At 69.9% G+C, this 23,403-nt stretch carries 22 protein-coding genes and 1 tRNA gene; 13 read left to right on the top strand and 10 right to left on the bottom strand.

Features of this window, described 5'->3' with window-relative positions; genetic code table 11:
• The first annotated feature begins 24 nt into the window (after window positions 1-24).
• Window positions 25-552, top strand: a complete 528-nt coding sequence (locus tag ACWD11_RS07955; RefSeq protein WP_389416635.1) for a peptidylprolyl isomerase — start codon at window positions 25-27, stop codon at window positions 550-552.
• 87 nt (window positions 553-639) lie between these two features.
• Window positions 640-1,527, top strand: coding sequence for a rhomboid family intramembrane serine protease (locus ACWD11_RS07960; RefSeq protein ID WP_451281939.1), 888 nt, complete (start codon window positions 640-642; stop codon window positions 1,525-1,527).
• Between the two features lie 278 nt (window positions 1,528-1,805).
• Here ACWD11_RS07960 and crgA read toward each other — a convergent pair whose 3' ends face one another.
• Complete coding sequence (gene crgA / locus ACWD11_RS07965) at window positions 1,806-2,060, bottom strand: cell division protein CrgA (RefSeq protein ID WP_269660472.1); 255 nt, start codon at window positions 2,058-2,060, stop codon at window positions 1,806-1,808.
• A 141-nt stretch (window positions 2,061-2,201) separates the two neighbouring features.
• Between crgA and ACWD11_RS07970 the strand changes: the two genes are divergently transcribed.
• The 6 genes from ACWD11_RS07970 to ACWD11_RS07995 are packed head-to-tail and all read left to right on the top strand — an operon-like array spanning window position 2,202 to window position 6,305.
• Complete coding sequence (locus ACWD11_RS07970) at window positions 2,202-2,981, top strand: DUF881 domain-containing protein (protein ID WP_389416637.1); 780 nt, start codon at window positions 2,202-2,204, stop codon at window positions 2,979-2,981.
• Window positions 2,982-3,000: 19 nt separating this feature from the next.
• Window positions 3,001-3,672 (top strand): class E sortase, encoded by a 672-nt coding sequence (locus ACWD11_RS07975; RefSeq protein ID WP_451281941.1) that lies wholly within the window; start codon window positions 3,001-3,003, stop codon window positions 3,670-3,672.
• Between the two features lie 18 nt (window positions 3,673-3,690).
• Complete coding sequence (locus ACWD11_RS07980; RefSeq protein WP_389417017.1) at window positions 3,691-3,888, top strand: hypothetical protein; 198 nt, start codon at window positions 3,691-3,693, stop codon at window positions 3,886-3,888.
• Window positions 3,885-4,523 carry an aminodeoxychorismate/anthranilate synthase component II gene (locus tag ACWD11_RS07985; protein WP_351982853.1) on the top strand — a complete coding sequence of 213 codons (639 nt, stop codon included), beginning with the start codon at window positions 3,885-3,887 and terminating at the stop codon, window positions 4,521-4,523. The genes ACWD11_RS07980 and ACWD11_RS07985 overlap by 4 nt, the downstream gene beginning before the upstream one ends.
• Window positions 4,520-5,551 carry a class E sortase gene (locus tag ACWD11_RS07990; protein ID WP_451281943.1) on the top strand — a complete coding sequence of 344 codons (1,032 nt, stop codon included), beginning with the start codon at window positions 4,520-4,522 and terminating at the stop codon, window positions 5,549-5,551. The genes ACWD11_RS07985 and ACWD11_RS07990 overlap by 4 nt, the downstream gene beginning before the upstream one ends.
• 13 nt (window positions 5,552-5,564) lie before the next feature.
• Entirely contained in the window at window positions 5,565-6,305 is a 741-nt protein-coding gene (locus ACWD11_RS07995) for a class E sortase (RefSeq protein WP_451281945.1), read from the top strand.
• Window positions 6,306-6,375: 70 nt separating this feature from the next.
• On the opposite strand, the gene pknB is transcribed toward ACWD11_RS07995, so the two are convergent.
• From pknB to ACWD11_RS08025, 6 genes are all read right to left on the bottom strand, one after another.
• Window positions 6,376-8,391 carry a Stk1 family PASTA domain-containing Ser/Thr kinase gene (gene pknB / locus ACWD11_RS08000; protein ID WP_451281947.1) on the bottom strand — a complete coding sequence of 672 codons (2,016 nt, stop codon included), beginning with the start codon at window positions 8,389-8,391 and terminating at the stop codon, window positions 6,376-6,378.
• A 170-nt stretch (window positions 8,392-8,561) separates the two neighbouring features.
• Window positions 8,562-10,037, bottom strand: a complete 1,476-nt coding sequence (locus ACWD11_RS08005) for a peptidoglycan D,D-transpeptidase FtsI family protein (RefSeq protein WP_389416642.1) — start codon at window positions 10,035-10,037, stop codon at window positions 8,562-8,564.
• Entirely contained in the window at window positions 10,034-11,485 is a 1,452-nt protein-coding gene (locus ACWD11_RS08010; RefSeq protein WP_389416643.1) for an FtsW/RodA/SpoVE family cell cycle protein, read from the bottom strand. Before ACWD11_RS08010 ends, ACWD11_RS08005 begins: the two co-directional genes overlap by 4 nt.
• Before the next feature lie 27 nt (window positions 11,486-11,512).
• Complete coding sequence (locus tag ACWD11_RS08015; protein ID WP_451282315.1) at window positions 11,513-13,081, bottom strand: Stp1/IreP family PP2C-type Ser/Thr phosphatase; 1,569 nt, start codon at window positions 13,079-13,081, stop codon at window positions 11,513-11,515.
• A gap of 98 nt (window positions 13,082-13,179) precedes the next feature.
• Window positions 13,180-13,695: an FHA domain-containing protein FhaB/FipA gene (locus ACWD11_RS08020; RefSeq protein ID WP_250073558.1), complete on the bottom strand. Its 516-nt coding sequence runs from the start codon at window positions 13,693-13,695 to the stop codon at window positions 13,180-13,182.
• A gap of 10 nt (window positions 13,696-13,705) precedes the next feature.
• The gene (locus tag ACWD11_RS08025; RefSeq protein ID WP_389416644.1) at window positions 13,706-14,566 is read right to left on the bottom strand and encodes an FhaA domain-containing protein; all 861 of its coding nucleotides are present in this window, start codon (window positions 14,564-14,566) and stop codon (window positions 13,706-13,708) included.
• 446 nt (window positions 14,567-15,012) lie between these two features.
• Here ACWD11_RS08025 and ACWD11_RS08030 point away from each other — a divergent pair.
• Window positions 15,013-15,096: transfer RNA gene (locus tag ACWD11_RS08030), tRNA-Leu, on the top strand.
• 84 nt (window positions 15,097-15,180) lie between these two features.
• Here the strand turns inward: ACWD11_RS08030 and ACWD11_RS08035 are convergent.
• Both ACWD11_RS08035 and ACWD11_RS08040 read right to left on the bottom strand, forming a co-directional pair.
• Window positions 15,181-16,401: a beta-ketoacyl-[acyl-carrier-protein] synthase family protein gene (locus ACWD11_RS08035; protein ID WP_389416645.1), complete on the bottom strand. Its 1,221-nt coding sequence runs from the start codon at window positions 16,399-16,401 to the stop codon at window positions 15,181-15,183.
• A gap of 307 nt (window positions 16,402-16,708) precedes the next feature.
• A complete protein-coding gene (locus ACWD11_RS08040; protein ID WP_451281950.1) occupies window positions 16,709-17,695 on the bottom strand; it encodes an NAD-dependent epimerase/dehydratase family protein in 987 nt (328 codons plus the stop codon).
• A 179-nt stretch (window positions 17,696-17,874) separates the two neighbouring features.
• Between ACWD11_RS08040 and ACWD11_RS08045 the strand changes: the two genes are divergently transcribed.
• The gene (locus tag ACWD11_RS08045) at window positions 17,875-18,639 is read left to right on the top strand and encodes an SDR family NAD(P)-dependent oxidoreductase (protein WP_389416647.1); all 765 of its coding nucleotides are present in this window, start codon (window positions 17,875-17,877) and stop codon (window positions 18,637-18,639) included.
• Window positions 18,640-19,171: 532 nt separating this feature from the next.
• Here the strand turns inward: ACWD11_RS08045 and ACWD11_RS08050 are convergent.
• Window positions 19,172-20,356 (bottom strand): ScbA/BarX family gamma-butyrolactone biosynthesis protein, encoded by a 1,185-nt coding sequence (locus ACWD11_RS08050; protein ID WP_389416648.1) that lies wholly within the window; start codon window positions 20,354-20,356, stop codon window positions 19,172-19,174.
• On the opposite strand from ACWD11_RS08050, the gene ACWD11_RS08055 reads away from it, so the two are divergent.
• The 3 genes from ACWD11_RS08055 (at window position 20,334) to ACWD11_RS08065 (ending at window position 23,299) form a co-directional block, all read left to right on the top strand.
• Entirely contained in the window at window positions 20,334-20,999 is a 666-nt protein-coding gene (locus ACWD11_RS08055; RefSeq protein ID WP_389416649.1) for a ScbR family autoregulator-binding transcription factor, read from the top strand. The genes ACWD11_RS08050 and ACWD11_RS08055 overlap by 23 nt on opposite strands.
• Window positions 21,000-21,046: 47 nt before the next feature.
• Window positions 21,047-21,373, top strand: a complete 327-nt coding sequence (locus ACWD11_RS08060; protein ID WP_389416650.1) for a LysR family transcriptional regulator — start codon at window positions 21,047-21,049, stop codon at window positions 21,371-21,373.
• 537 nt (window positions 21,374-21,910) lie between these two features.
• A complete protein-coding gene (locus ACWD11_RS08065; protein ID WP_451281953.1) occupies window positions 21,911-23,299 on the top strand; it encodes a class II 3-deoxy-7-phosphoheptulonate synthase in 1,389 nt (462 codons plus the stop codon).
• Window positions 23,300-23,403 lie beyond the last annotated feature (104 nt).

Raw genomic sequence — 23,403 nt, forward strand, 5'->3', positions numbered from 1 at the left:
CCAGTAGACAAAGGAAGGCACATCGTGGCCGAGCAGCTCCACGCCACCCTGAAGACCAGCCAAGGCGACATCGACGTACGGCTTCTGCCGAACCACGCGCCCAAGACGGTGCGCAACTTCGTCGAACTCGCCAAGGGCGAGCGTGAGTGGACCAATCCCGCCACCGGGGAGCGGTCGAGCACCCCCCTCTACGACGGCACGATCTTCCACCGGGTGCTCAGCGGCTTCATGATCCAGGGCGGCGACCCGCTGAGCACCGGCATCGGCGGCCCCGGCTACGAGTTCGAGGACGAGTTCCACCCCGATCTGCGCTTCGACCGGCCGTACCTGGTGGCCATGGCCAACGCCGGCCCGGACACCAACGGCTCGCAGTTCTTCATCACCGTCGCCCCGGCCGTGCACCTCAACCGCAAGCACACCATCTTCGGCGAGGTCGTCGACCCGGCCAGCCAGAAGGTCGTGGACGCCATCGCCACCACCCAGATCAACCCGCGCACCACGCGCCCGGTCACCGACATCGTCATCGAGTCCGTCGTCGTCGAGACCCGCTAGGCCCTGTCCGAAGGGAACCAATCGCCCCGCTCATCCGTAAAAATGGGCGGGGCGGGTGCACGCCGGGACGACGACTTAGGGGATCTCATGGACCAGGCGCCAGACAGCGCGCACCAGGCCCAGGGCCTGCCCGGCTGCTACCGGCACCCGGAACGCGAGACCGGCGTGCGCTGCACCCGGTGCGAGCGCCCCATCTGCCCCGAGTGCATGGTCAGTGCCTCCGTCGGCTTCCAGTGCCCCGACTGCGTGCGCACCGGCTCCGGCACCGGACACCCGCCCGCCGCGGCCCGGCCGCGCACGATCGCGGGCGGCACGCTCACCGCGGACCCCCGGCTGATCACCAAGATCCTCCTCGGCATCAACATCGCGGTGTTCATCGCCGTGCAGGCCCGGCCGTCGCTGCTGAGCGACCTCTACCTGCTCGGTGCCGTGCCCACCGAGCCCTACACGCCCGTCTACGGCGTCGCGGGCGGGGAGTGGTACCGCCTGTTCACCTCGGTGTTCACGCACGAGGCGATCTGGCACATCGGCTTCAACATGCTCAGCCTGTGGTGGCTCGGCGGCCCCCTGGAAGCCGCCCTCGGCCGGAGCCGCTATCTGACCCTGTACCTGGTGTCGGGCCTGGCGGGCAGCACCCTCGCCTATCTCGCGGCCTCCCCCACCACGGCCACCCTCGGCGCCTCCGGTGCCGTCTTCGGGCTCTTCGGTGCCACCGCCGTCCTGATGCGGCGCATGAACTACGACATGCGGCCCATCCTCGCCCTGCTGGCGATCAACCTGCTCTTCACCTTCAACCCCGGCTTCAACATCTCCTGGCAGGCCCACATCGGCGGCCTCGTGGCGGGCGTGGTGATCGGTTACGGCATGGTCCACGCCCCGCGTGAGCGGCGGGCCCTCATCCAGTACGGCACCTGTGCGCTGGTGCTGGCGGTGATCGTCGGGATCGTCCTGCTCAGGACCGCACAGCTCACCTGAGCTGTGCGTATCCCCACCTGAGCGGGACTGTTGTCCACAGCAAGTGCCGGATCTTGTGCATACCGTTCGGGAACAGCTGTGCCCCCTGTCACCGACCCGCGTTTCCGCAGGTCAGGCAGGGGGCGAACGCGTTTTCGAATGCCGGTACTTCGGTCACACCGGCGTCAACGCCCCAGGGGTTATCCACAGATCGTCTTTCTTTTCCCCACTGTGGAAAACCGCTGTGGATAACTCAGGGGATAGCCCTGGGCAGAGGTGGGTTCACCGGGTGGTGGCCGCTACTTCCACTGCGTGGAGACGCCGAATCCGGCGGCGATGAACCCGAAGCCCACCACGATGTTCCAGTTGCCCAAGGCGTCGATGGGCAGCGAACCGTCGGTCACGTAGAACACGACGATCCAGGCCAGCCCGATGACGAACATGGCCAGCATCACGGGCGCCACCCAGCTGCGGTTGGTCAGCTTGATGGCGGTCGCCTGCTTCGCCGGCGGCGGCGTGTAGTCGGCCTTCTTGCGGATACGTGACTTCGGCACGAGGGTCTCTCCTGTCGATGCGCTGTGTGGCCGCGCAGGGAACTGTGGCTGGCTCGGGGCAGCGTACAAGGGGACACTGAGTGCTCCCCCGGGCGTCCGTTAGCGTAGTGCTTCCGTGGCGCCGAAGGAGATAAGGGTACGTTGAGCAATTCTGCCGACTTCCCCCCACCGGGATCCAGTCCTGCCCGCGGGCACCGCTTCCGGCCCGTGCGGGTGCTCACCGCTGCCGTCTTCGCTCTCGCGGGCCTCATCTTCTTCACCAGCTTCAACACGGCCAAGGGCACCAACATCCGCACGGACGCCTCCCTGCTGAAGCTGTCGGACCTGATCCACGAGCGGAGCCTGAAGAACGGCGAGCTGGACGAGTCCAACGCCGCCCTGCGCGAGGACGTGGAGAGCCTCGCGGAGCGGGACGACGGCAGCACCAAGGCCGAGGACGAGAAGCTCGCGGGTCTGGAGAAGAGCGCGGGCACCCAGAAGGTGACCGGCGAGGCGATCACGGTCACGCTGAACGACGCCCCGCCGGACGCCACCGCGAAGCTCCCCGGCTATCCCGAGCCGCAGCCCGACTACCTGGTCATCCACCAGCAGGACCTGCAGGCCGTGGTCAACGCGCTCTGGCAGGGCGGCGCCAAGGGCATCAAGGTGATGGACCAGCGGCTGATCTCCACCAGCGCCGTGCGCTGCGTCGGCAACACCCTGATCCTCCAGGGCCGCGTCTACTCACCGCCGTACAAGATCACGGCGGTCGGGGAGCCGGAGAAGCTGCAGAAGGCGCTCGCGGAGAGTCCGGCGATCCAGAACTACATGGTCTACGTCAATGTCTACGGCCTGGGCTGGAAAGTGACCGAGGACGGGGCGGTGACTCTTCCCGGCTACTCGGGCACAGTGGATCTGCAGTACGCCCAGCCCGTGGAGTGAGACCGACCGGGAGCCGCCGGTGCGCCTTGTCGTCAGGACCGTCAGCGAGCTGTGCATCACCGTAGGCACCGTGATCGTCCTGTTCGTCGCCTATGTGCTGTTCTGGACCGGCGTCAAGGCCGACCATGTGATGGACGACCAGATCGACCAGCTCCAGGAGCAGTGGGCGCGCGACAGCGTGCGGCCCACGCCGAGCAGCCCGCCGGAGCCGGCTGCGTACCGGAGCGGCAGGCCGTTCGCGATCATGTACATCCCGCGGCTCGGTTTCACGTGGAACAGGCCGGTGCTGGAGGGCACGACGACCGGCACCCTCAAGAAGGGCCTCGGCCACTACGCGCACACCGCGCGGCTCGGGCAGCGGGGCAACTTCTCGGTCGCGGGCCATCGCCGGACGTACGGCGACCCCTTCAAGGACTTCCCCAGGCTGCGCCGGGGTGACGCGGTGGTGCTGACGGACGGGACGACCTGGTTCACGTACCGCATCGACAAGGGTCCCTACAAGACCGTGCCCACGGACATTGAGGTGATCGACCCCGTCCCACGTAAGTCGGGGTACACGCGCGCGGGGCGCTATCTCACGCTCACCACGTGCGAACCGGAGTGGGGCCACAGTCACCGGCTGATCGTCTGGGCGCATCTGGACGCCACACAGCCCGTGGAGGCCGGGAAACCAGCGGCCCTGCGCCGTTAGTCTGGTGGGCGGTACGGCGTGAGTCTGGTGCCGTGGCGCTACGGAAGGGACGGCATGTACGGCTGGATCTGGCGGCATCTGCCGGGAAACGCGTGGGTGAAGGCCCTGCTCTCACTCGTGCTGGTCGTGGCCGCGGTGTACGTCCTCTTCCAGTACGTCTTTCCGTGGGCCGAGCCCCTTCTTCCCTTCGGTGATGTGACGGTGGACAACCAGTGAGCGCGCGCATTCTCGTCGTCGACAACTACGACAGCTTCGTCTTCAACCTGGTCCAGTACCTCTACCAGCTGGGCGCCGAGTGCGAGGTCCTGCGCAACGACGAGGTGTCCACGGCGCATGCCCAGGACGGCTTCGACGGTGTGCTGCTGTCGCCCGGACCCGGCACTCCCGAGGAGGCGGGCGTCTGTGTCGAGATGGTCCGCCACTGCGCGGCCACCGGCGTTCCCGTCTTCGGCGTCTGCCTGGGCATGCAGTCGATGCAGGTGGCGTACGGCGGTGTGGTGGACCGGGCGCCGGAGCTGCTGCACGGGAAGACCTCGCCCGTCGAGCACGAGGGCAAGGGCGTCTTCGCCGGCCTGCCCTCCCCCTTCACGGCCACCCGGTACCACTCCCTGGCCGCCGAGCCGGCGACCGTGCCCGCCGCGCTGGAGGTCACCGCGCGCACCCACGACGGCATCATCATGGGCCTGCGCCACCGCGAACTCCCGGTCGAGGGCGTGCAGTTCCATCCCGAGTCGGTGCTGACCGAGCACGGTCACCGGATGCTGGCGAACTGGCTGGCGGAGTGCGGCGACCAGGGTGCCGTGGCGAGGTCGACGGGGCTCGCCCCGGTGGTGGGCAGGGCCACGGCGTGACCCAACTGCGCCCCGAGCGCGAGTCCGGTGCCTCGTACGGAGAGCAGCCGTACGGGGACTCCGGTGCGCTCGGGGGGTGGTACGACAGCGCGGGGCCGGCGGAGCCCTGGGCGCCGGCCGACGACGAGACGGTGGCGCTGCGGGTTCCGGAACCGTCCGGGCCGATATCCCCGTCTGCGGGCGGGTCCGGTGCCGCCGCTTCCGGAACCCCGGGCGGGGGGCGTGCGGCCCGCAGAAAGGCCGCCAAGCGGCGTCGTGGGCGTCATGGGGGCGCGGCTCAGGCGTCCGCCGCGGAGTCGGCGCCGGACCGGCCGCTGTCGCGGGTGGAGGCGCGCCGGCAGGCGCGGGCCCGCAAGCCGAGTCCGGGAGTGCTGGTCAGCCGGGCGATCGGCGAGGTGTTCATCACCACCGGTGTGCTGATGCTGCTGTTCGTCAGCTACCAGCTGTGGTGGACGAACGTGCGGGCGCACGCGCAGGCCGACAAGGAGAAGAACAGCCTCCAGGAGGACTGGGAGAGCGGCAAGCGCAACCCCGGGACCTTCGAGCCGGGGCAGGGCTTCGCCATCCTGCACATCCCGAAGCTGGATGTGGTGGTCCCCATCGCCGAGGGCATCAGCAGCAAGAAGGTGCTGGACCGGGGGATGGTCGGGCACTACGCGGAGGGCGCGCTGAAGACGGCGATGCCGGAGGCGAAGACGGGGAACTTCGGTCTCGCGGGGCACCGCAACACCCACGGGGAACCGTTCCGCTACATCAACCGGCTGGAGCCGGGCGACCCGATCGTCGTGGAGACGCAGGACGACTACTTCGTCTACAAGATGGCCTCGATGCTGCCGGTGACGGCGCCGAGCAATGTGAGCGTGCTGGACCCCGTGCCGAAGGGCTCGGGGTTCACCGGGCCCGGCCGCTACATCACCCTCACCACGTGCACGCCGGAGTTCACCAGCAAGTACCGGATGATCGTCTGGGGCAAGATGGCCGAGGAACGGCCGCGCAGCAAGGGCAAGCCGGATGCGCTCGTCCAGTAAGGGCAGATGAACAGTGGCAGCGACCACCGAGCAGCAAGAGCTGACGGGCACCCCCACCTCCCCCCGGCGCCGGGGTCCCGGCCGGGTCGCGGCGGCGATCAGCGTCTTCGGTGAACTCCTCATCACGGCGGGCCTGGTGCTGGGTCTGTTCGTCGTCTACTCCCTGTGGTGGACGAACGTCATCGCGGACCGCAAGGCGGACCAGCAGGGCGACCAGGTCCGCGACGGCTGGGCCCAGGACGCCGGTGACGGCCCGGTGGCCTACGACTCCAAGAACGGCATCGGCTTCCTGCACGTCCCGGACATGACCAAGGGCGAGATCCTGGTCGAGAAGGGCACGACGGCGAAGATCCTCAACGACGGCGTCGCCGGCTACTACACCGACCCGGTCAAGGCGACCCTGCCGACCTCCGGCAAGAAGGGCAACTTCTCCCTCGCCGCCCACCGCGACGGCCACGGCGCGAAGTTCCACAACATCGACAAGCTGGTGAAGGGCGACCCGATCGTCTTCGAGACGAAGGACAAGTGGTACGTCTACAAGGTCTACGCCGCCCTCCCGGAGACCTCGAAGTACAACGTCAAGGTCCTCGGCGCGGTCCCCGAGGAATCGGGCCGCACCAAGGCGGGCCACTACATCACCCTGACGACCTGCACCCCGGTCTACACGAGCCGCTACCGCTTCGTCGTGTGGGGCGAACTGGACCGCGTGGAAAAGGTCGACGCCCAGCGCACCCCGCCGAAGGAACTGCGCTAGCCAGAGGTACGACGACGGCCCCGGCTCCCCCTGAAGGGGATCCGGGGCCGTCGTACGGGCTGAGCCGGGGTCAGTTCTCCGTGCGGAGCGTCACGCCGTTCACTCCGCCGAAGATTCCTCCGTTGCCGTTGCCGTTGCCGTTGCCGCCGTCCTCGCCGCCGCCGTCGACGGCGATGATGTCGACGGTCTGGCCCTTGTTGACCGCGGTGCCCGGGGCCGGGTTGGAGCTGAGGACCGTGGCGTTGTCGTCCTGGGATCCGCCGATGTTGCCGACCGCCAGGCCCGCGTCCGTCAGCATCTTCTTGGCGTCCTTGAGCTTCTGTCCCTGGATTTGCGGGACCTGGACCTGGGTGTTCGCGGGCTGCTTGCCGACCTCGATGTTGACCTTGGAACCGGGGTCGGCCGTCTGGCCGGCCGCGGGGGTGGTCTTGATGACCTTGCCCACCTGGTTCGGGTCCTGGGTCTCGACCTCGGTGCACTCGCCGACCAGCTCGCTGGCCGTCATCTGGGTCTTCGCCTCGTCGCAGGACTTGCCGACGACATCGGGAACGGTCGCCTTCTCCTCGGCCTTGGCCACGGTGAGGGTGATCGTGGAGCCCTTCTCGACCTCCGCGCCGAGTTCGGGGTCCTGTGCCGTGACGGTGCCTTCCGGCTCCGACGACACCTCCTCCTTCTTCTTGACGACGAACTCGTACTTGTCGTCTTCCAGCCGTGCCTTGGCGTCCTCGAAGGAGTCCCCGAGCACACTCGGCACCGCCACCTTCGGCGCACCGGTCGACACCACGACGTCGATGGTCGAGTTCTTGTCGACGGTCGCGCCCCCGGTCGGCGTCTGCGAGCAGATCTTGCCCTTGGTCTGGTCCTCGCAGGGCTTCTCGGTGGGGTTCAGCGTCAGCTCGGCGTTCTTGGCCCGCTGCTCGGCCTTCTCGAGGGTGAGGCCCACGAAGTCCGGCGCCTTCGTGGTGTTGTTGGAGACTCCCTCGCCGTCGAAGATCCACTTTCCGATCAGGATGGCGCCCACCAGGACCAGCACCGCGGCCACGACCAGCAGGATCGTGGAGGTGTTGTTCTTCTTCTGGCGGCGCCGGTCCGGGCGGTCGTCGTAGCCGAAGCCGCCGTCGTCCGGGTTCATCGGCGGCAGCATCGACGTGGCGCCGGCGTCCGAGGAGCGCAGGGCCGTCGTCGGCTGGTCGTCGGGGTAGCCGCCGTAGCCGACCGAGCCCATCGCCGCCGTGGCCGCGACCGGCTGGCCGTCGAGGGCGGCCTCGATGTCGAGCCGCATCTCGTCGGCGGATTGATAGCGGTAGTTCGGGTCCTTGACCAGCGCCTTCAGGACGATGGCGTCCATCTCGGGCGTGATCTCGGGGTCGAAGACCGACGGAGGCTGGGCCTCCTCGCGGACGTGCTGGTAGGCCACGGCCACCGGGGAGTCGCCCACGAAGGGCGGCCGTACCGTCAGCAGCTCGTACAGCAGGCAGCCCGTGGAGTAGAGGTCGGACCGGTTGTCGACCTGCTCGCCCTTCGCCTGTTCCGGCGAGAGGTACTGGGCGGTGCCGATGACGGCCGACGTCTGCGTCATCGTCATCCCGGAGTCGCCCATCGCGCGGGCGATACCGAAGTCCATGACCTTGACCTGGCCGTTGCGCGTCAGCATGACGTTGGCCGGCTTGATGTCGCGGTGGACGATGCCGTTGCGGTGCGAGTACTCCAGCGCCTGGAGGATGCCGATGGTCATCTCCATCGAGCGCTCCGGCAGCAGCTTGCGGCCACTGTGCAGAAGCTCACGCAGGGTGGAACCGTCGACGTACTCCATGACGATGTACGGGATCGACACGTTGTCGATGTAGTCCTCGCCCGTGTCGTAGACCGCCACGATCGCGGGGTGGTTGAGCGAGGCGGCCGACTGGGCCTCCCGGCGGAAGCGGGCCTGGAAGGACGGGTCTCGCGCGAGATCCGCGCGCAGCGTCTTCACTGCCACGGTGCGGCCGAGGCGCTGGTCATGCGCGAGGTAGACCTCGGCCATGCCACCACGGCCGAGCACTTGGCCCAGCTCGTACCGGCCGCCGAGGCGACGCGGCTCTTCCATAAGCTACCTACCAGCCCTCTCCGTCGGTCCCGACCGGCATGCTTGTACGGTCGGAGGCTGCCGTCCGGGCCTACCGTACCCGGCTCGCTCTGTGTGACCTGGCCAAGCCCGTCACCCGATACAGGACCGGTATCGCAACGTGCACCGATGTGAAGGCAACGTGAGCGGGGTCACTTCTTGCTGTCGATGACTGCCTTCATCACGTCCCTTGCGATCGGGCCGGCCAGACCGCCGCCGCTGATGTCGTCACGGTTGGCGGCACCGTCCTCGACGACCACGGCGACCGCCACCGGAGAGCTGCCGTCGGACAGCTTGGCGTAGGAGATGAACCAGGCGTACGGCTTCTCGCTGTTGTTCAGGCCGTGCTGGGCGGTACCGGTCTTGCCGCCGACCGTGGCGCCGTCGATCCGCGCGCTGGAGCCGGTGCCCTGCGGGTCGTTGACCACGGCCTCCATCATTTCCTGGAGCTTCTGCGCGGTGTCGGCGGAGACGGCCTGGGACAGCTCCTCCGGCTCGTTGGTCGCGATGGTGTCGAGGTTCGCGGCCTTGAGCTGGTCGACCATGTACGGCTTCATCAGCTTGCCGTCGTTGGCGACAGCCGAGGCGACCATGGCCATCTGCAGCGGGGTGGCCCGGTTGGAGGCCTGGCCGATGCCGTCCATGGCGTTCTGCGGCGCGTTGTCCTCGGGGTAGATGCTCTCCGCGGCACGCACCGGGGTGTCCAGCTCCGGGTCGTTGAAGCCGAACTTCTCCGCCTGCTCGATCATCTTCTCGTTGCCGACGTTGTCGGCCATCTTCGCGAAGACGGTGTTGCAGGACACCATGAGCGCGTACTTCAGGGTGGCGTTCTTGCACTCACCGTGCTGGTTGGTGAGCGGGTCCCCGGTGGTCTGCGGCAGCTGGTACGGGTCCGGCGTCTTGGTCGCCTCGTCGATCCCGGAGACCTCACCGTTCTCCAGCGCCGCGGCCGCGGTGACCACCTTGAAGGTGGACCCCGGCGGGTAGACCTCGCGCAGCGCCCGGTTCAGCATTGGGTCGTCGGGGTTGTTCTTCTTCTGTACGGCGTTCCAGGCCTCGGCGTCCTTGTCGGAGTTCCCGGCGAACTTCGACGGGTCGTACGACGGGGTGGAGACCAGCGCCAGGATCTTGCCGGTGGCCGGGTCGATCGCGGCGACGGCGCCCTTCTTGGAGCCGAGTCCTTCGTACGCGGCCTTCTGCGCGGCGGCGTTGAGGGTGAGCTCGACGCTGCCGCCCTTCTTGGGCTTGCCCGTCAGCATGTCGAGGGTGTTGCGGAAGAAGAGGCGGTCGTCCGTCCCGGTGAGGATGCCGTCCTCCAGCCGCTCCAGCTGGTTGGCGCCAAAAGCCTGCGACGAGTAGCCGGTCACCGGCGCCCACATGGCCCCGTCGGTCCAGGTGCGCTTGTACTTGTAGTCGCCGCTCTCGGACTCCACGGAGCCGGTGATCGCCTTGCCGTCGACGATGATGTTTCCGCGCTTGGTCGAGTACCGCTCGATGTTGACGCGGCGGTTCTCGCTGTCGTCCGCCAGGTCGTCGGCCTTGACGTACTGCAGGTAGTTGTTGCGGACGAGCAGGGCGAGGATCAGAAGTCCGCAGAAGATCGCGATCCGGCGCAGGGGCTTGTTCATGTCGGGCGCACCACCTGGGTCATCTCGGCGTCGGGGTTGGGGGCGGGGGTGGGCGCCGGGCGGCGCGCGGTGTCGCTGATCCGCAGCAGGATGCCGATCAGGGCCCAGTTGGCGATGACGGACGAACCGCCGTAGGCCACGAACGGCAGCGTCATACCGGTCAGCGGGATGAGGCCCATGACACCACCGGCCACCACGAAGACCTGAAGGGCGAAGGCGCCGGACAGGCCGACGGCCAGCAGCTTGCCGAACGGGTCGCGGGCCGCCAGCGAGGTACGGATGCCGCGCTCGATGATCAGGCCGTAGATCAGCAGGATCGCCATGACGCCCGCCAGGCCCAGCTCCTCGCCGAACGTGGCCAGGATGAAGTCGGAGTTGGCGGCGAAGCCGATCAGGTCGGAGTTGCCCTGTCCGAGGCCGGTGCCGAGGGTGCCGCCGGAGCCGAACGCCCACAGGGCCTGCATGGCCTGCTCGGAGTGGACGATGCCGTCCTGGACCCCGGCACGGGAGAGCTCGTACTCGCGCATCGGGTCGAGCCAGGCCTGTACACGGGTCTGGATGTGCGGTTCGAAGCTCGCCACGCCGACGGCGCCGACCGCGGACATCAGCAGACCGAAGACGATCCAGCTGGTCCGCTCGGTGGCGACGTACAGCATGATGACGAACATCCCGAAGAACAGCAGGGACGTACCGAGGTCGGTCTCGAAGATCAGGATGAGGATCGAGAGCACCCAGATCACGAGGATGGGTCCGAGGTCGCGGCCGCGCGGCAGGTACAGGCCCATGAAGCGGCGGCTGGCCAGTGCCAGGGCGTCTCGCTTGACCATGAGGTAGCCGGCGAAGAAGACCGCGAGGGCGATCTTCGCGAACTCACCCGGCTGGAGCGTGCCGAGGCCGGGGATCTTGATCCAGATCTTGGCGCCGTAGACATCCGCGCCGAGTCCGGGCACGAGCGGCAGGACCAGCAGGAACAACGCTGCGGCCATGGAGATGTACGTGTAGCGCTGCAGGACGCGGTGGTCCTTGAGGAGGATCAGTACGCACACCAGCAGGGCGAGGCCCATCGCCGAGTACAGCAGCTGGCGCGGTGCCGCCTCGACGTAGATGTTGCTCTGCTGCAGGCGCTTGGACTGGTCCAGACGCCAGATGGCGACCAGTCCCAGGCCGTTGAGCAGCGTGGCGAGGGGCAGCAGCAGCGGATCGGCGTACGGCGCGAACTTGCGGACCGCGAGATGGCCGACCCCGGCCAGCAGACCGAAGCCCAGGCCGTAGCCCAGGAGGCCGGTGGGCACCTCGTCATTGATCGCCAGCCCCACATTGGCATAGGCGAAAACCGGAATGACGACGGCGAACACCAGCAGCGCGAGCTCGGTGTTGCGTCGGCTCGGTGCGCCGATGGAGCCGATCGTGGACGTGTGATGCGTCGAGGTGTTGGGCGTACTGCTCATCGTGTGACGGGGCCTCTCACGGCTTGCCTACTGCGTACCGCACTTCGAGACGACCTTCTGCTCTTCCTCCGAGAGGGTGGGGCCGGGAGTGGGAGTAGGGGCGGTCGCGGACGGGGACGGGGAGTTCGAGGGCTTGTCCGACGGCGTGGGTGTCGGTGCCTTGGACGTGAGGGAGGTACGCGTGGTTCCCGTGGTGCCTCCGGCCTCGCCCTCGCCGGTCCGGGAGTTCCGCTCGCGCTCGGCCGCCTGCCGCTCGGACTGCTTCTTGCACGCGGAGGCCTGCAGGGCCAGCTCGTCGATCTTCTTCTGGGCGTCGTCGAGCCCGCCCTCGGGGATCGTCGCCTCGACAAGCTCCTGCTGGTACGGCGGGAGGTACTTGAGTTCGATCTCGGGGTGGTCCTTCTCCACATCCGACAGCGAGACCCAGGCGAGGTCCTGGCTGATGCCCCGGTACAGGGCGACGTGCTCGCCGTTGGCGCCCACGTAGTACTGGGTCTGCGTCCAGCGCCAGCCGCCGTACAGACCGCCGCCGACGACGGCCAGCGCGAGCACCGAGTAGAAGGATCTCTTCAGCCACTTGCGGCCCTTGCGGGGCTTGACGAAGTCGTCGTCGCCGTAGTCGCCGAAGTCGGCCGTGGAGATGTAGCCGGTGGTGTCGCCGGAGCCGGGCGGGCCGAACTCGCCGCCTCCGCCGCCCTGTCCGGGCACCTGGCGGCCGAGCCCGGAGGCGCGGCCCGCGGGGGTCTGCATGATGCCGTTGTCGTGCAGCTGGTGCTGGTTCTCGGCGACGGCGCCGACCACGATGGGCTGGTCGGAGATCTGCCCGGCGAGGGTGTCCCCGGTGTCCAGGTCGAGGACGTCCGCGACGATCACGGTGATGTTGTCGGGGCCGCCGCCGCGCAGCGCGAGCTGGATGAGCTCCTGCACGGTCTCCTGGGGGCCCTGATAGCTGGCGAGGGTGTCCTCCAGGGTCTGGTGGGACACGACGCCGGAGAGGCCGTCGGAGCAGATCAGATAGCGGTCGCCGGCCCGGACCTCGCGGATCGACAGATCCGGCTCGACATGGTCGCCGCTGCCCAACGCCCGCATCAGCAGGGAGCGTTGGGGGTGGGTGGTGGCTTCCTCCTCGGTGATCCGGCCCTCGTCGACGAGCCGCTGCACCCAGGTGTGGTCCTGCGTGATCTGGGTGAGCACACCGTCGCGCAGCAGGTACGCGCGCGAGTCGCCGACGTGCACCAGGCCCAGGCGCTGCCCGGTCCACAGCAGGGCGGTGAGCGTGGTGCCCATGCCCTCCAGCTGAGGGTCGTCCTCGACCATCGAGCGCAGCTGGTCGTTGGCGCGCTGCACGGCGGTGCCGAGCGAGGTGAGGATGTCGGAGCCGGGCACGTCGTCGTCGAGGGCGACGATGGTGGAGATGGCCTCGGAGGAGGCGACCTCGCCGGCCGCCGCGCCGCCCATGCCGTCGGCGATGGCGAGCAGCCGGGGACCGGCGTATCCGGAGTCCTCGTTGCCCTCCCGGATCATGCCTTTGTGCGATCCGGCGGCGAAGCGCAGTGACAGACTCATGCGCACCTCGCCCGTCGGCTCCGGGTACATCCGCACGGTGCCCACCCTCCGGTCGGGAGCGCGCCGGGGCCCGTCGTGGGGGCCTCCGCTGCGTGCTCGCTCCGCTCGCGCCTATTCATGATGCAGCACTACTTCCGCAGCTCGATAACGGTCTTGCCGATGCGGATCGGCGCGCCCAGCGGAATCGGGGTCGGGGTCGTCAGCCGCGATCGGTCGAGGTACGTGCCATTGGTGGAGCCCAGGTCCTCGACGATCCAGTTGCCGTCGCGGTCCGGGTAGATCCTGGCATGCCGGCTCGAGGCGTAGTCGTCGTCCAGCACGATCGTGCTGTCGTGCGCCCGGCCCAGCGTGATGGTCTGGCCCTGGAGCGCGACCGTGGTGCCGGTGAGGGTGCCCTCGGAGACCACGAGTTTGGTGGGGGCGTTACGGCGCTGACGGCCACCGCCGCCCGTCTGCTGGCGCTGCTGTGGTGGCGCCGCCTGGCGCGCCTGCTGCTGCTGGCGTCCGGCCTCCCGGCGCGACCCGCGCTGGGTGACGCGCGTACCGAACAGGTCGCTGCGGATGACCTGCACGGCCACGATCACGAACAGCCACAGGACGGCCAGGAAACCCAGCCGCATGACCGTGAGGGTCAGCTCTGACATTGCCCCCGCTTCACCCTTCGGCTTGCCTATAGAGAATGGTGGTGTTGCCCACGACGATCCGCGAGCCGTCGCGGAGCGTAGCGCGGGTGGTGTGCTGTCCGTCCACCACGATGCCGTTGGTGGACCCGAGATCCTGGATCGTCGAGGGCGTTCCGGTCCGGATCTCACAGTGCCGGCGGGAGACGCCGGGGTCGTCGATCCGCACGTCGGCCTCGGTGCTGCGGCCCAGCACGAGCGTCGCGCGGGAGATCTGATGGCGGGTGCCGTTGATCTCGATCCAGTAGCGGGTGCGGCCGGCGGCCGCGGGCGCCGCGGGACGCGGGCCGCCTGCGGGCTGGGGGTAGCCGTAGCCGCCGGGGCGGGCGCCGCCGGGGGGCGGCGCGCTCGGCATCGGCGGGGCTCCCGCGGGCGCGGCCGGAGCGGCGGCGGGCGGGTAGCCGTAGCCGCCGGGGCGTCCGGCCGGGGCGGCGGCGGGCTGGCCGCCCTGCTGGTCGGTGGAGCCGGCCAGGGTGCGGCTGCGTACGCGGTACAGGCCGGTGTCGAGGTCGTCGGCCTTCTCCAGGTGGACCTTGATGGGGCCCATGAAGCTGTAGCGCTGCTGCTTGGCGTAGTCGCGGACCATGCCGGCGAGCTCGTCGCCGAGCTGCCCGGAGTAGGGGCTCAGGCGCTCGAAGTCCGGTGCGCTGAGCTCCACGATGAAGTCATTGGGGACGACCGTGCGGTCACGGTTCCAGATGGTCGCGTTGTTGTCGCACTCGCGCTGCAGGGCTCCCGCGATCTCCACGGGCTGGACCTCGGACTTGAACACCTTGGCGAACGTGCCGTTGACCAGACCTTCGAGACGCTGCTCGAACTTCTTCAGGACTCCCATGGGGCACCTCCTCCGTAGCTGCTTGTGTCCTGCGTCCCGCCCTGCGGGTACTGCCTTACCTGGTACTGCTTACTGATCGTATCCACGCGCCGGTGAATCGGCTGGTTCCCCCTGTCGGCCCGGTCGACGGGTGTCGACGCCTGACGAAGTTCCCTGTGGAGCTCGCCTTCGAACTCTTCTCGGGCGTACTCCTGCCAAGGATCGTAGAGGCGGCCGCAGACCAGTGTCCCGCACCTGACTGTGGACCCGGACCGGCTGTGGGGCAGACGGGCCGGACCGGTACGAGGTTGATACGTGAACAGAGACGGCCTGAGACGCGTCAGGGCCGCGCAGGGGGGCTGCTGCCCCGGCGGAAGGGATGTGAACCCACCCGGTCCAGCGTGCTAATGTTCTCGATGTCGGAAGGCGCGGAACCGCAAGGGACAGGGCCTGAGGACACACCCAATGCGCGGGTGGCGGAATAGGCAGACGCGCTGGATTCAGGTTCCAGTGCCCGAAAGGGCGTGGGGGTTCAACTCCCCCCTCGCGCACTACCGGAAGAGCGGCATCGATCAGATGCCGCTCTTTCTTGTTGTCCGGTGACCGGCAGAGGCGTCTCCTCTGTGAGGAAGCTCTCAGGCGCGCTTCATGACCAGGCTGACGTTGTGGCCGCCGAAGCCGAAGGAGTTGGCGAGGGCCGCGTCCCAGGAGCCGGTGCGGTTCTCGCCGCGGACCACGTCGAGCCGGATCTCGGGGTCCTGCTCGTCGAGGTTGCGGACCGCCGGGACCACCCCGTGGTGCAGGGACAGCAGCGTGGACAGGGCGCCGAACGCACCGGAGGCGCCCAGCATGTGGCCCGTCATGGACTTGGTGGCGGTGACCGCGGCCTCGTCGCCGACCACCTTGTGCAGCGCCTCGGCCTCCGCGAGATCCCCGCTCGGGGTGGAGGTGGCGTGCGCGTGGACGTGCCCGATGTCCCGCGCCTCGACGCCCGCGTCGGCCAGCGCCGTGCGCATCGCCTGGATCTGGCCCTCCGCGTCGGAGGCGGTGATGTGCTGGGCGCTGGACTGCACGGCCGCGCCCGCGAGCGCGCCGTAGACCCGGGCCCCGCGCGCCCGGGCGAACTCCGCGCGCTCCAGGACGACCAGGGCGGCTCCCTCGGCGATCACGAACCCGGAGCGGGCCGCGTCGAACGGGCGGGACACCGCCGCCGGGTCGCCGCCCCGCACGGACAGCGCCTTCATCTGGGCGAAGGCCGCGATCATGAACGGGTGCAGGGTGGCCTCGGTGCCGCCCGCGACGACGACATCGGCGCGGCCCGCCCGGATCAGGTCCAGGCCCAGCGCGAGGGACTCCGCGCCGGAGGCACAGGCGCTGACGGGGGCGCGGGCGCCGGCCCGGGCGCCGAGCTCCATGGAGACCCAGGCGGCCGGGCCGTTGGGCATCAGCATCGGCACCGCGAACGGCGACAGCCGCCGCATGCCCGTGCTCTCGTAGAGGTCGTCCTGGCCCAGCGAGCTGAGGATGCCACCGATGCCGGTGCCGACGACGACCGCGAGGCGCTCCGGCTCGACCCGCGGCACCCCCGCGTCCTGCCAGGCCTCGCGGGCGGCCAGCACGGCCAGTTGCTCGCCCCGGTCCAGCTTGCGGGCCTGCGCCCGGCCGATCGCCTCGGTGAGATCGCCCGCCACGGTGCCGGCGATGCGCACCGGCAGCTCCTCGGGCCAGTCGGGGCCGAGGTCGCGGACGCCGGAACGCCCGGCCAGCAGGCCGTCCCAGGACGCGGCGGCGGTCGCGCCGAGCGGTGTCAGCGCACCGACACCTGTCACCAGTACGTCGTCACCGTGCGGGGCCATCTGAACTCTCCTCGGATCCGGCGGGGCCAATTCGTCGATACGTCCTGACACCATCGCCCGGCGGACGGCCGGACGGGCCCGCCGGACGCGAACGGGCCAGAGATCCTGCGTGAACGTGGCACCGGGTACGGGCACGTCGAACCGCCGTTCCGGCACCCCTGTCGTCGTGCGCGGATGTGCCACTGCGCGTGCGCGGCCGGGCGAGAGGATCGCGGCGTGGCGGCCTAGCGTGTCCTCGGTGCAGCGGCGCCCCCACCGGACCGGGGACAGTCCGGTGGGGTTCGCGGCCGTGTCACGGTTCCGGTCGTCACCTCGTGGAGAACAACTCGCCGTCCGTACGGCGGGCCAGGAGCGACCGGTACCAGGTGGCACCGACGGCGAAGTCACGGGCGAAGGCACCCGTGGGCGCCATGTCGAGCAACTGCCACAGACGGGAGCTGTCGTACCAGTGGTCGACCGCGAGCAACGACAGACGCCGCCGGACCAGGCTGTCCCGGTCGGCGCCGGTCAGCGCGGCCGCCCGGACGTAGGACACCTCGCCCTCGGGCGGCGGCAGCCGCAGCTCGCGGCAGACCGTCTCGATCAGGTCCCGCACCAGGACCGGCTCCGGCCGGGCCGCGTGCAGGACCGCACCGCGCGGCAGCTCGGGCCGCAGGGCCAGCGCGGCCACGACCCGGGCCAGATCGTGCACACCGATCACGGACGTGCGGGCACGTCCGCCGTCGATCCAGTGGGGGAAGGCGGTGAGGAAGTCCACCAGCGCCGGGACCACCCAGACGTCTCCGGGGCCGTGGACCAGATGCGGGCGCAGGACCAGGCCGCCGGCCGCGAGGACCCGCTGTTCACCGGCGAGCCTGCTGACGCTGGTCGGCGAGGACGGGCCGAGCTCCGGTTCGCCCTCCCTGGCCCCGGTGTGCGGCTCGTCCCGGTAGACGGCCGTGGTGCCCAGCTGGACGATCCGCTCGACCCCCGCGCGGGCGGCCTCCGCCAGCAGGGCCTCGGTGCCCGCGTCGTTGACGGCCGCGCAGTCCGCGGGGCTGCCGCCGATCAGCGAGGCCAGATGGAGCACGGTGTCCACGCCGTCGCAGACACCGCGCAGCGAGCGCGGGTCGCGCAGCGAGCCGTGGCGCACCTCCACCCGGCCCGTGTCGTCGAGGGCCGGGGGGCGGTTGTGGACGAGTAGGCGCAGCTGCGGGGAGTCCAGCGCGGCAGGGCCGGTGGAGAGCAGGCCGGTGACGTGGGAGCCCACGAAGCCGGTGCCACCGGTGATCAGTATCCGTCGCGTGGGTGCCATGTGGGATTTCTTTCCGATCTCGTCTCGGGAAAAGGGATCAGGGCAGGCAGTGCGGCACGGAGGGGGGAAGAAAGCGGCGCGTGGGGTTGCCGTCGGTGCGTAAAGGGAGCGTGCGGGAATTCGAGCCGGAACCGAGTACGGCGCGAATCGGGGACTCAGCAGACGGGTGAGATGAGGCCATGCCGAACGGCGGACTTCTTGACGGAAAGCACGCGTTCATCACGGGCGCCAGCAGTGGCATCGGGGCGGCGGCGGCCCGGGTCTTCTGCCGGGAGGGTGCGTCGGTCACCCTGGCCGCCCGCCGCCACGAACGGCTCGCCGCGCTCGTCGACGAGCTGTGTGCCGAGGGGTACGAGGCTCACTGCGTCGTCGTCGACGTGGCGAGGAACGACCAGGTGGCGGCGGGTGTGGCGGCGGCTCTGGAGAGATTCGGGAAGCTCGACGTGGCGTTCAACAACGCCGGGGTCGCGGCCGAGGGCACGCCCATGCACCTGATGAGCGACGAGGTCTACGACACCCTCATGGACACCAATGTCCGTGGCATGTGGAACTGCCTCCGCCATGAAATCACAGCGATGCTCGGCCGAGGTGGCGCCATTGTGAACACCAGTAGTACGGCGGGGCTGGTGGCGACTCCGGTGGCCGCGCCCTATATCGCCGCCAAGCATGCGGTCATCGGATTGACGAAGGCGGCCGCCGCTGAATATTCGGCGAGTGGAATTCGGATCAACGCCCTTGTGCCCGGGGCGACCCACAGCGAAATGACGGACGCGTGGATGGCGAAGGTTCCCGGTGTGGCGGACGAACTCGCGCGGGCGGCGCTGCTGCCGCGGATCGCGGGGCCGGAGGAGATCGCCGAGGCGGCGGCCTGGCTGTGCAGCGACCGGGCCTCGTTCGTGGTCGGCGCGACGGTGCCGGTGGACGGCGGCTGGACGGTGCGGTGAGGAGGGTGGTGCCGGGCGGCGGTGGCCGGCGGGCGAGGGGTGCGGGGGGAGGGGCGGAGGGGCCGCGGTGGCAGGTCGTGCCGTGCGGGCTCCGGCGGTGCGGGTCATGGGAGACGGGCTCCTGAACTGAGGCGGAACGAGGCGCGGTGCCCGGCCGGGGCCGGGGCCCCGCCCACCCGGGCCGCCGCGCACGACGGCGGTTCACGGGGTGGGCCGGCGAGCGACGGCCCGTGGGCGGGCCGGGTCAGCTGACTGCGGGACGAAGGTCGAAGGGCGGTGCGGTGGATGGGCGGATGCCGGCGAGGTCACGCCGAGGAGGACCCGGCGCGTGAGGGCCGCGGGGGCCACACATGCCGGGGTACGGATGTGCGGCTGGGGCGGCGCGAGCGCCTGGGCGTCGGTAGCGGAGCGTCGCAAGGGCGGTGCCCGAGGGTGGGCCGTGCGGCCGGTGAGCTTCCGGCGGGGTCCGGGAGGAGGTGCCGGCTCTGCGCGTACGGGCTCCCGCGGACGGGCGGGGCCGGGCGGTGACCGCCTAGCGCGCGGAGGGCAGTTCCCGGAACAGGATCTCGAAGACCTGCTCGCCGTCCTGGTGTCCGGTCACGGACAGGACGTATCCGCCGGGGCCGTCGTCCCGGAGGTCGGCGCGGACGGAGCAGGGGGAGTCGAACTCGACGTAGCGGGAGCAGAGGACCTCGCAGGACGACGGCCGGAAGGGGCGCTCGCCGAAGACGGCGTGCGCGGCCTGCTGGGCGGCGTCGAGGAGGACCATGGCGGGCATATGGTCGTTCGGGTGGTCGAACATCAACTCGTTGGTCACATCGGCCCGCAGCAGCCAGTGGCCGGGGGTGTCCCCGGGAGCCAGGGCCACGTCGCAGTCGTGGGCGCGGCCGACGGAGCGGGCGGGCACGGGTGCGGGCAGCGGGGCGGCGAGCGCCGCGGGCCAGGCGGTGTCGGTACGGCCGCGGCGCAGCCGGCGGTAGACCTCGGCGGTCATGACGGAGCAGTCGCCGCCGCCGGTGCCGATGATCTCGCCGTCCACCCGGATGACCACCCGGGCCTGGAGCGAGGACGGCACGCCCCGGCGGTGCTTGAGGTCGTGGAGGGAGACGTCCAGCTCGAGCCGGGCCGGCGCGCCGGGTGCGAGCAGCCGGCCCGGGTCCACGCGGTGGTGCGCGGACGACACCAGGAACTGGTGCCCGAGCGGTACGCCGAGGCCGTCGTGAGCGACCAGGATCACGGCCTGGCGGACGCTCTCGATGACCAGTGACGGCAGGAAGTTGCCCTCCTGGTCCGTGAAACGGCGGTGATCGGCGGGCCATTGTGTGAAGACGGTGTAGTGACGGTCGTCGTGCTTGGTGATGCCGGTCGGCAGTACGTCCTTCCGGTACGTGCGATGCACGAGCCTGGTGTCGACCGACGCCGCGGACGGCGGGATGCACGGCCTGAGCGGTGCGGCCGGCCTGGCCGGAAACACCGTCTTCCTTATCCCCCCGTGGCGGTGTCGGCCCCGGTGAATACCAATGTTGGTGGTCATTGCTCTTCCTTCTGGAACGAGAAGGTGCATGACGGGTGACTGGTTCCAACCCCGCCGGTAAGATACGCGCATGCGGGTATGTTTTTCAATGAGAGCCGGTGGTTCCGCATATGAGTCCCGCATGTGTTCATCATCAACAACGACGAAGGAAGGGGGCCCAGTGGCGCAGCAGGATCGAGCCATCAGGACACGCCAGGCGATTCTGGAAGCGGCGGGCGAGGTCTTCGCGGAGTGCGGTTACTCCGCCACGAGGATCTCGGACGTCTACCAGCGGTGCGGTGTGACGAAGGGGGCCTTCTACTTCCACTTCACCTCCAAGGCGGAGCTGGCGCAGGCGGTCCTGGACGAGCAGGTGGCGGAGCAGTTCCGGTACTTCGCGCCGCCGCAGGAGCCGGGGGCGCCGAAGCTCCAGGAGTGGGTGGACGTGACGCTGCTCGTGGCGCACCGGCTCACCTTCGACCGGATGCTCCAGGGCAGCATTCGCCTCGCGGTCGACCAGGGGCATGACGTGATCGACCGGAAGGTGCCCTACCGGGCCTGGATCGAGGTCAGTACCCGGCTGCTCGGGGAGGCCCAGCACCTGGGGGAGCTGGTGCCGGGCATCGATGTGGGGACGGTGTCCGACGCGGCGGTGGGCGCCTTCACCGGCGTGCAGCTGCTGTCGGAGATCATGACGAACCGGGCCGACGTGGAGGAGCGGATCGCCGTCCTCTACGACCTGATGGCCCGCTCGCTGGCCCGGCCCGAGGTGTACGCCCGGCTCGACATCACCGCCGAGCGCGGCAAGCGGCTGACCCGCGGGGCCGCGGTCCACAGCTCCGTCTGAGAGTGGTTCTGGGCGGCCCTGCGGGGGCCGCCGGAGGGGAGCGGCACGTGCAGATCCAGCAGCTACGGGCATTTCGTGAGGTGGCGGCCGAGTTGAGCGTGACCCGGGCGGCGCGCAACCTCAACTACGCGCAGTCCACGGTGACGGCGCAGATCCAGAACCTGGAGGAGTCCGTCGGGGCGGCGCTGTTCGACCGGAGCCATCGTCAACTGGCGCTGACCGAGGCGGGTCTGCGGCTGCTGCCGTACGCCCGGACCATCCTCGAGGCGGCGGAGGAGGGGCGGCGGGCGGTGGCCACGGACGCGGTGTGCACGGCTCCGGTGCGCCGGGCGGGTGTGCGCCAACGTGCCAGGGGCGGTGCGCGAATCCGGTAGCAAGGGCTTGCGCCGGCGGCGCGGCAGGCGCGAGGCAGTGGGCAGGTGTGGCGGCTCTGGTGGTCCGGGGCCGCCCTTTGGTCTTCCCGGGTCCCGGAAGAAGTAATTCCGAATTTACGCTTCCGCATTCATGCTTGGCCGAAAGAAGTCCCTCGAATTCCCCTTTCTTGATCCCCTCGCTCGGAATGATCAATTCCGGCGCCCGCGGAATATTAAGTTCCGGCCTTCACGTCCGCTCACGCGTGTTTCGGCAAGGGACGGTGCGCGGGGTGGCAACCACGGGGGCGGGGGCGTTCGTAGAGTCGGGGCATCGCGGTGAGTCCGGGGCCGTAGGCGGGCCGGATGTCGCTCGCCCCCCGAGTCGCGGCCCTCCCGCCGACCGGTGCCCTCCTCGTACATCCCCCGGCGAGGAGCGTCCCGGTCGGCGGGAGGGCCGCTCCGTACCCCAGGACCCGCGCCCGCAGGGCCCCGCACCGGCCCTTCCCCGGACTCCCGAACCGACACCCGTCCCCGGACAAGAGTGAGGCTCAGCCCGACATGAACGCTGATCAGCGCATCACGGATGTGGATTCCTGGCGCCTGCTTCCTGCCGCCCAGCAGCCCGACTGGCCCGACCCGGACGCCCTCAAGGGCGTACTCGAGGAGCTGGCGTCCTACCCGCCGCTGGTGTTCGCCGGGGAGTGCGACCAGCTGCGCGAGCGCATCGCCCGGGTGGCCCGGGGCGAGGCCTTCCTGCTCCAGGGCGGCGACTGCGCCGAGACCTTCGACGGGGTCACCGCCGACCAGGTCCGGGACAAGGTCAAGACGCTGCTGCAGATGGCCGCCGTCCTCACCTACGCCACCTCCGTGCCCGTGGTGAAGATCGGCAGGATCGCCGGCCAGTACTCCAAGCCGCGCTCCCGGCCGGTCGAGGTCCGCGGCGACCTCACGCTGCCCGTCTACCGCGGTGACGCCGTCAACGGCCAGGAGTTCACCGAGGAGGCCCGCCGGCCCGACCCGGAACGCCTCAAGCGCATGTACCACGCCTCCGCCTCCACCCTGAACCTCATCCGCGCCTTCGTCACCGGCGGCTACGGCGACCTGCGCCAGGTCCACGAGTGGAACCGCGACTTCGTCAACAACTCCCCCATCGGCGCCCGTTACGAGGCCCTCGCCCGGGACATCGACCGCGCCCTGACCTTCCTCGCCGCCTGCGGTGCCGACCCCGGCGAGTTCCACCTCGCGGAGTTCTACTCCAGCCACGAGGCGCTGCTGCTCGACTACGAGGCCGCCCTGACCCGTACCGACTCGCGCACCGGGCACGCCTACGACGTCTCCGGGCACATGGTCTGGATCGGCGAGCGCACCCGCCAGCTCGACCACGCGCACGTGGCGTTCGCCGCCGCCGTGCGCAACCCCGTCGCCGTGAAGCTCGGTCCGTCGGTCTCGCGGGACGAGGTGCTCGCGCTCATCGACCGGCTCGACCCCGAACGGGAGCCGGGCCGGCTGTCGTTCATCGCGCGCATGGGCCGCGACAAGGTCCGGGACGTGCTGCCCTCGCTCGTGGAGGCGGCCGCCGAGGCCGAGGCGCCGATCGCCTGGATCTGCGACCCGATGCACGGCAACACCTTCTCGGCGGCCAGCGGCCACAAGACCCGCCGCTTCGACGACGTCCTGGACGAGGTGACCGGCTTCTTCGAGGCGCACCGCGAGCTCGGCACCCACCCCGGCGGCATCCACATCGAGCTCACCGGCGACGACGTCACCGAGTGCGTGGGGGGCGGCCACCCGATCGGTCTGACGGATCTGCACCGGCGCTACCAGACTGCCTGCGACCCCCGCCTCAACCGCTACCAGGCACTCGATCTCGCCTTCCAGGTGGCCGAGTTGTACGCCGACCGCGGCGTCCCGGCCGCCGCCCGCCCGCGGATCGCGCAGGCGGCCTGACCAGCACCTTCGCACCGCATACCGGGCCGTGCGGCCGGACCGGAGACGGCCGGCCGCACCGGCGGGCCCTGGCCGAATCATCGAAACTCCCGATCCAAGTAGAA

It is taken from the genome of Streptomyces sp. NPDC002776 (genome assembly GCF_053592195.1).

Coding starts and splice junctions, on each gene's coding strand:
- ACWD11_RS07960 (WP_451281939.1), top strand. CDS start 640: ATGGACCAGGCGCCAGACAGCGCGCACCAGGCCCAGGGCCTGCCCGGC.
- pknB (WP_451281947.1), bottom strand. CDS start 8,391: ATGGAAGAGCCGCGTCGCCTCGGCGGCCGGTACGAGCTGGGCCAAGTG.
- ACWD11_RS08005 (WP_389416642.1), bottom strand. CDS start 10,037: ATGAACAAGCCCCTGCGCCGGATCGCGATCTTCTGCGGACTTCTGATC.
- ACWD11_RS08010 (WP_389416643.1), bottom strand. CDS start 11,485: ATGAGCAGTACGCCCAACACCTCGACGCATCACACGTCCACGATCGGC.
- ACWD11_RS08015 (WP_451282315.1), bottom strand. CDS start 13,081: ATGTACCCGGAGCCGACGGGCGAGGTGCGCATGAGTCTGTCACTGCGC.
- ACWD11_RS08020 (WP_250073558.1), bottom strand. CDS start 13,695: ATGTCAGAGCTGACCCTCACGGTCATGCGGCTGGGTTTCCTGGCCGTC.
- ACWD11_RS08025 (WP_389416644.1), bottom strand. CDS start 14,566: ATGGGAGTCCTGAAGAAGTTCGAGCAGCGTCTCGAAGGTCTGGTCAAC.
- ACWD11_RS08035 (WP_389416645.1), bottom strand. CDS start 16,401: ATGGCCCCGCACGGTGACGACGTACTGGTGACAGGTGTCGGTGCGCTG.
- ACWD11_RS08040 (WP_451281950.1), bottom strand. CDS start 17,695: ATGGCACCCACGCGACGGATACTGATCACCGGTGGCACCGGCTTCGTG.
- ACWD11_RS08045 (WP_389416647.1), top strand. CDS start 17,875: ATGCCGAACGGCGGACTTCTTGACGGAAAGCACGCGTTCATCACGGGC.
- ACWD11_RS08050 (WP_389416648.1), bottom strand. CDS start 20,356: ATGGCTCGATCCTGCTGCGCCACTGGGCCCCCTTCCTTCGTCGTTGTT.
- ACWD11_RS08065 (WP_451281953.1), top strand. CDS start 21,911: ATGAACGCTGATCAGCGCATCACGGATGTGGATTCCTGGCGCCTGCTT.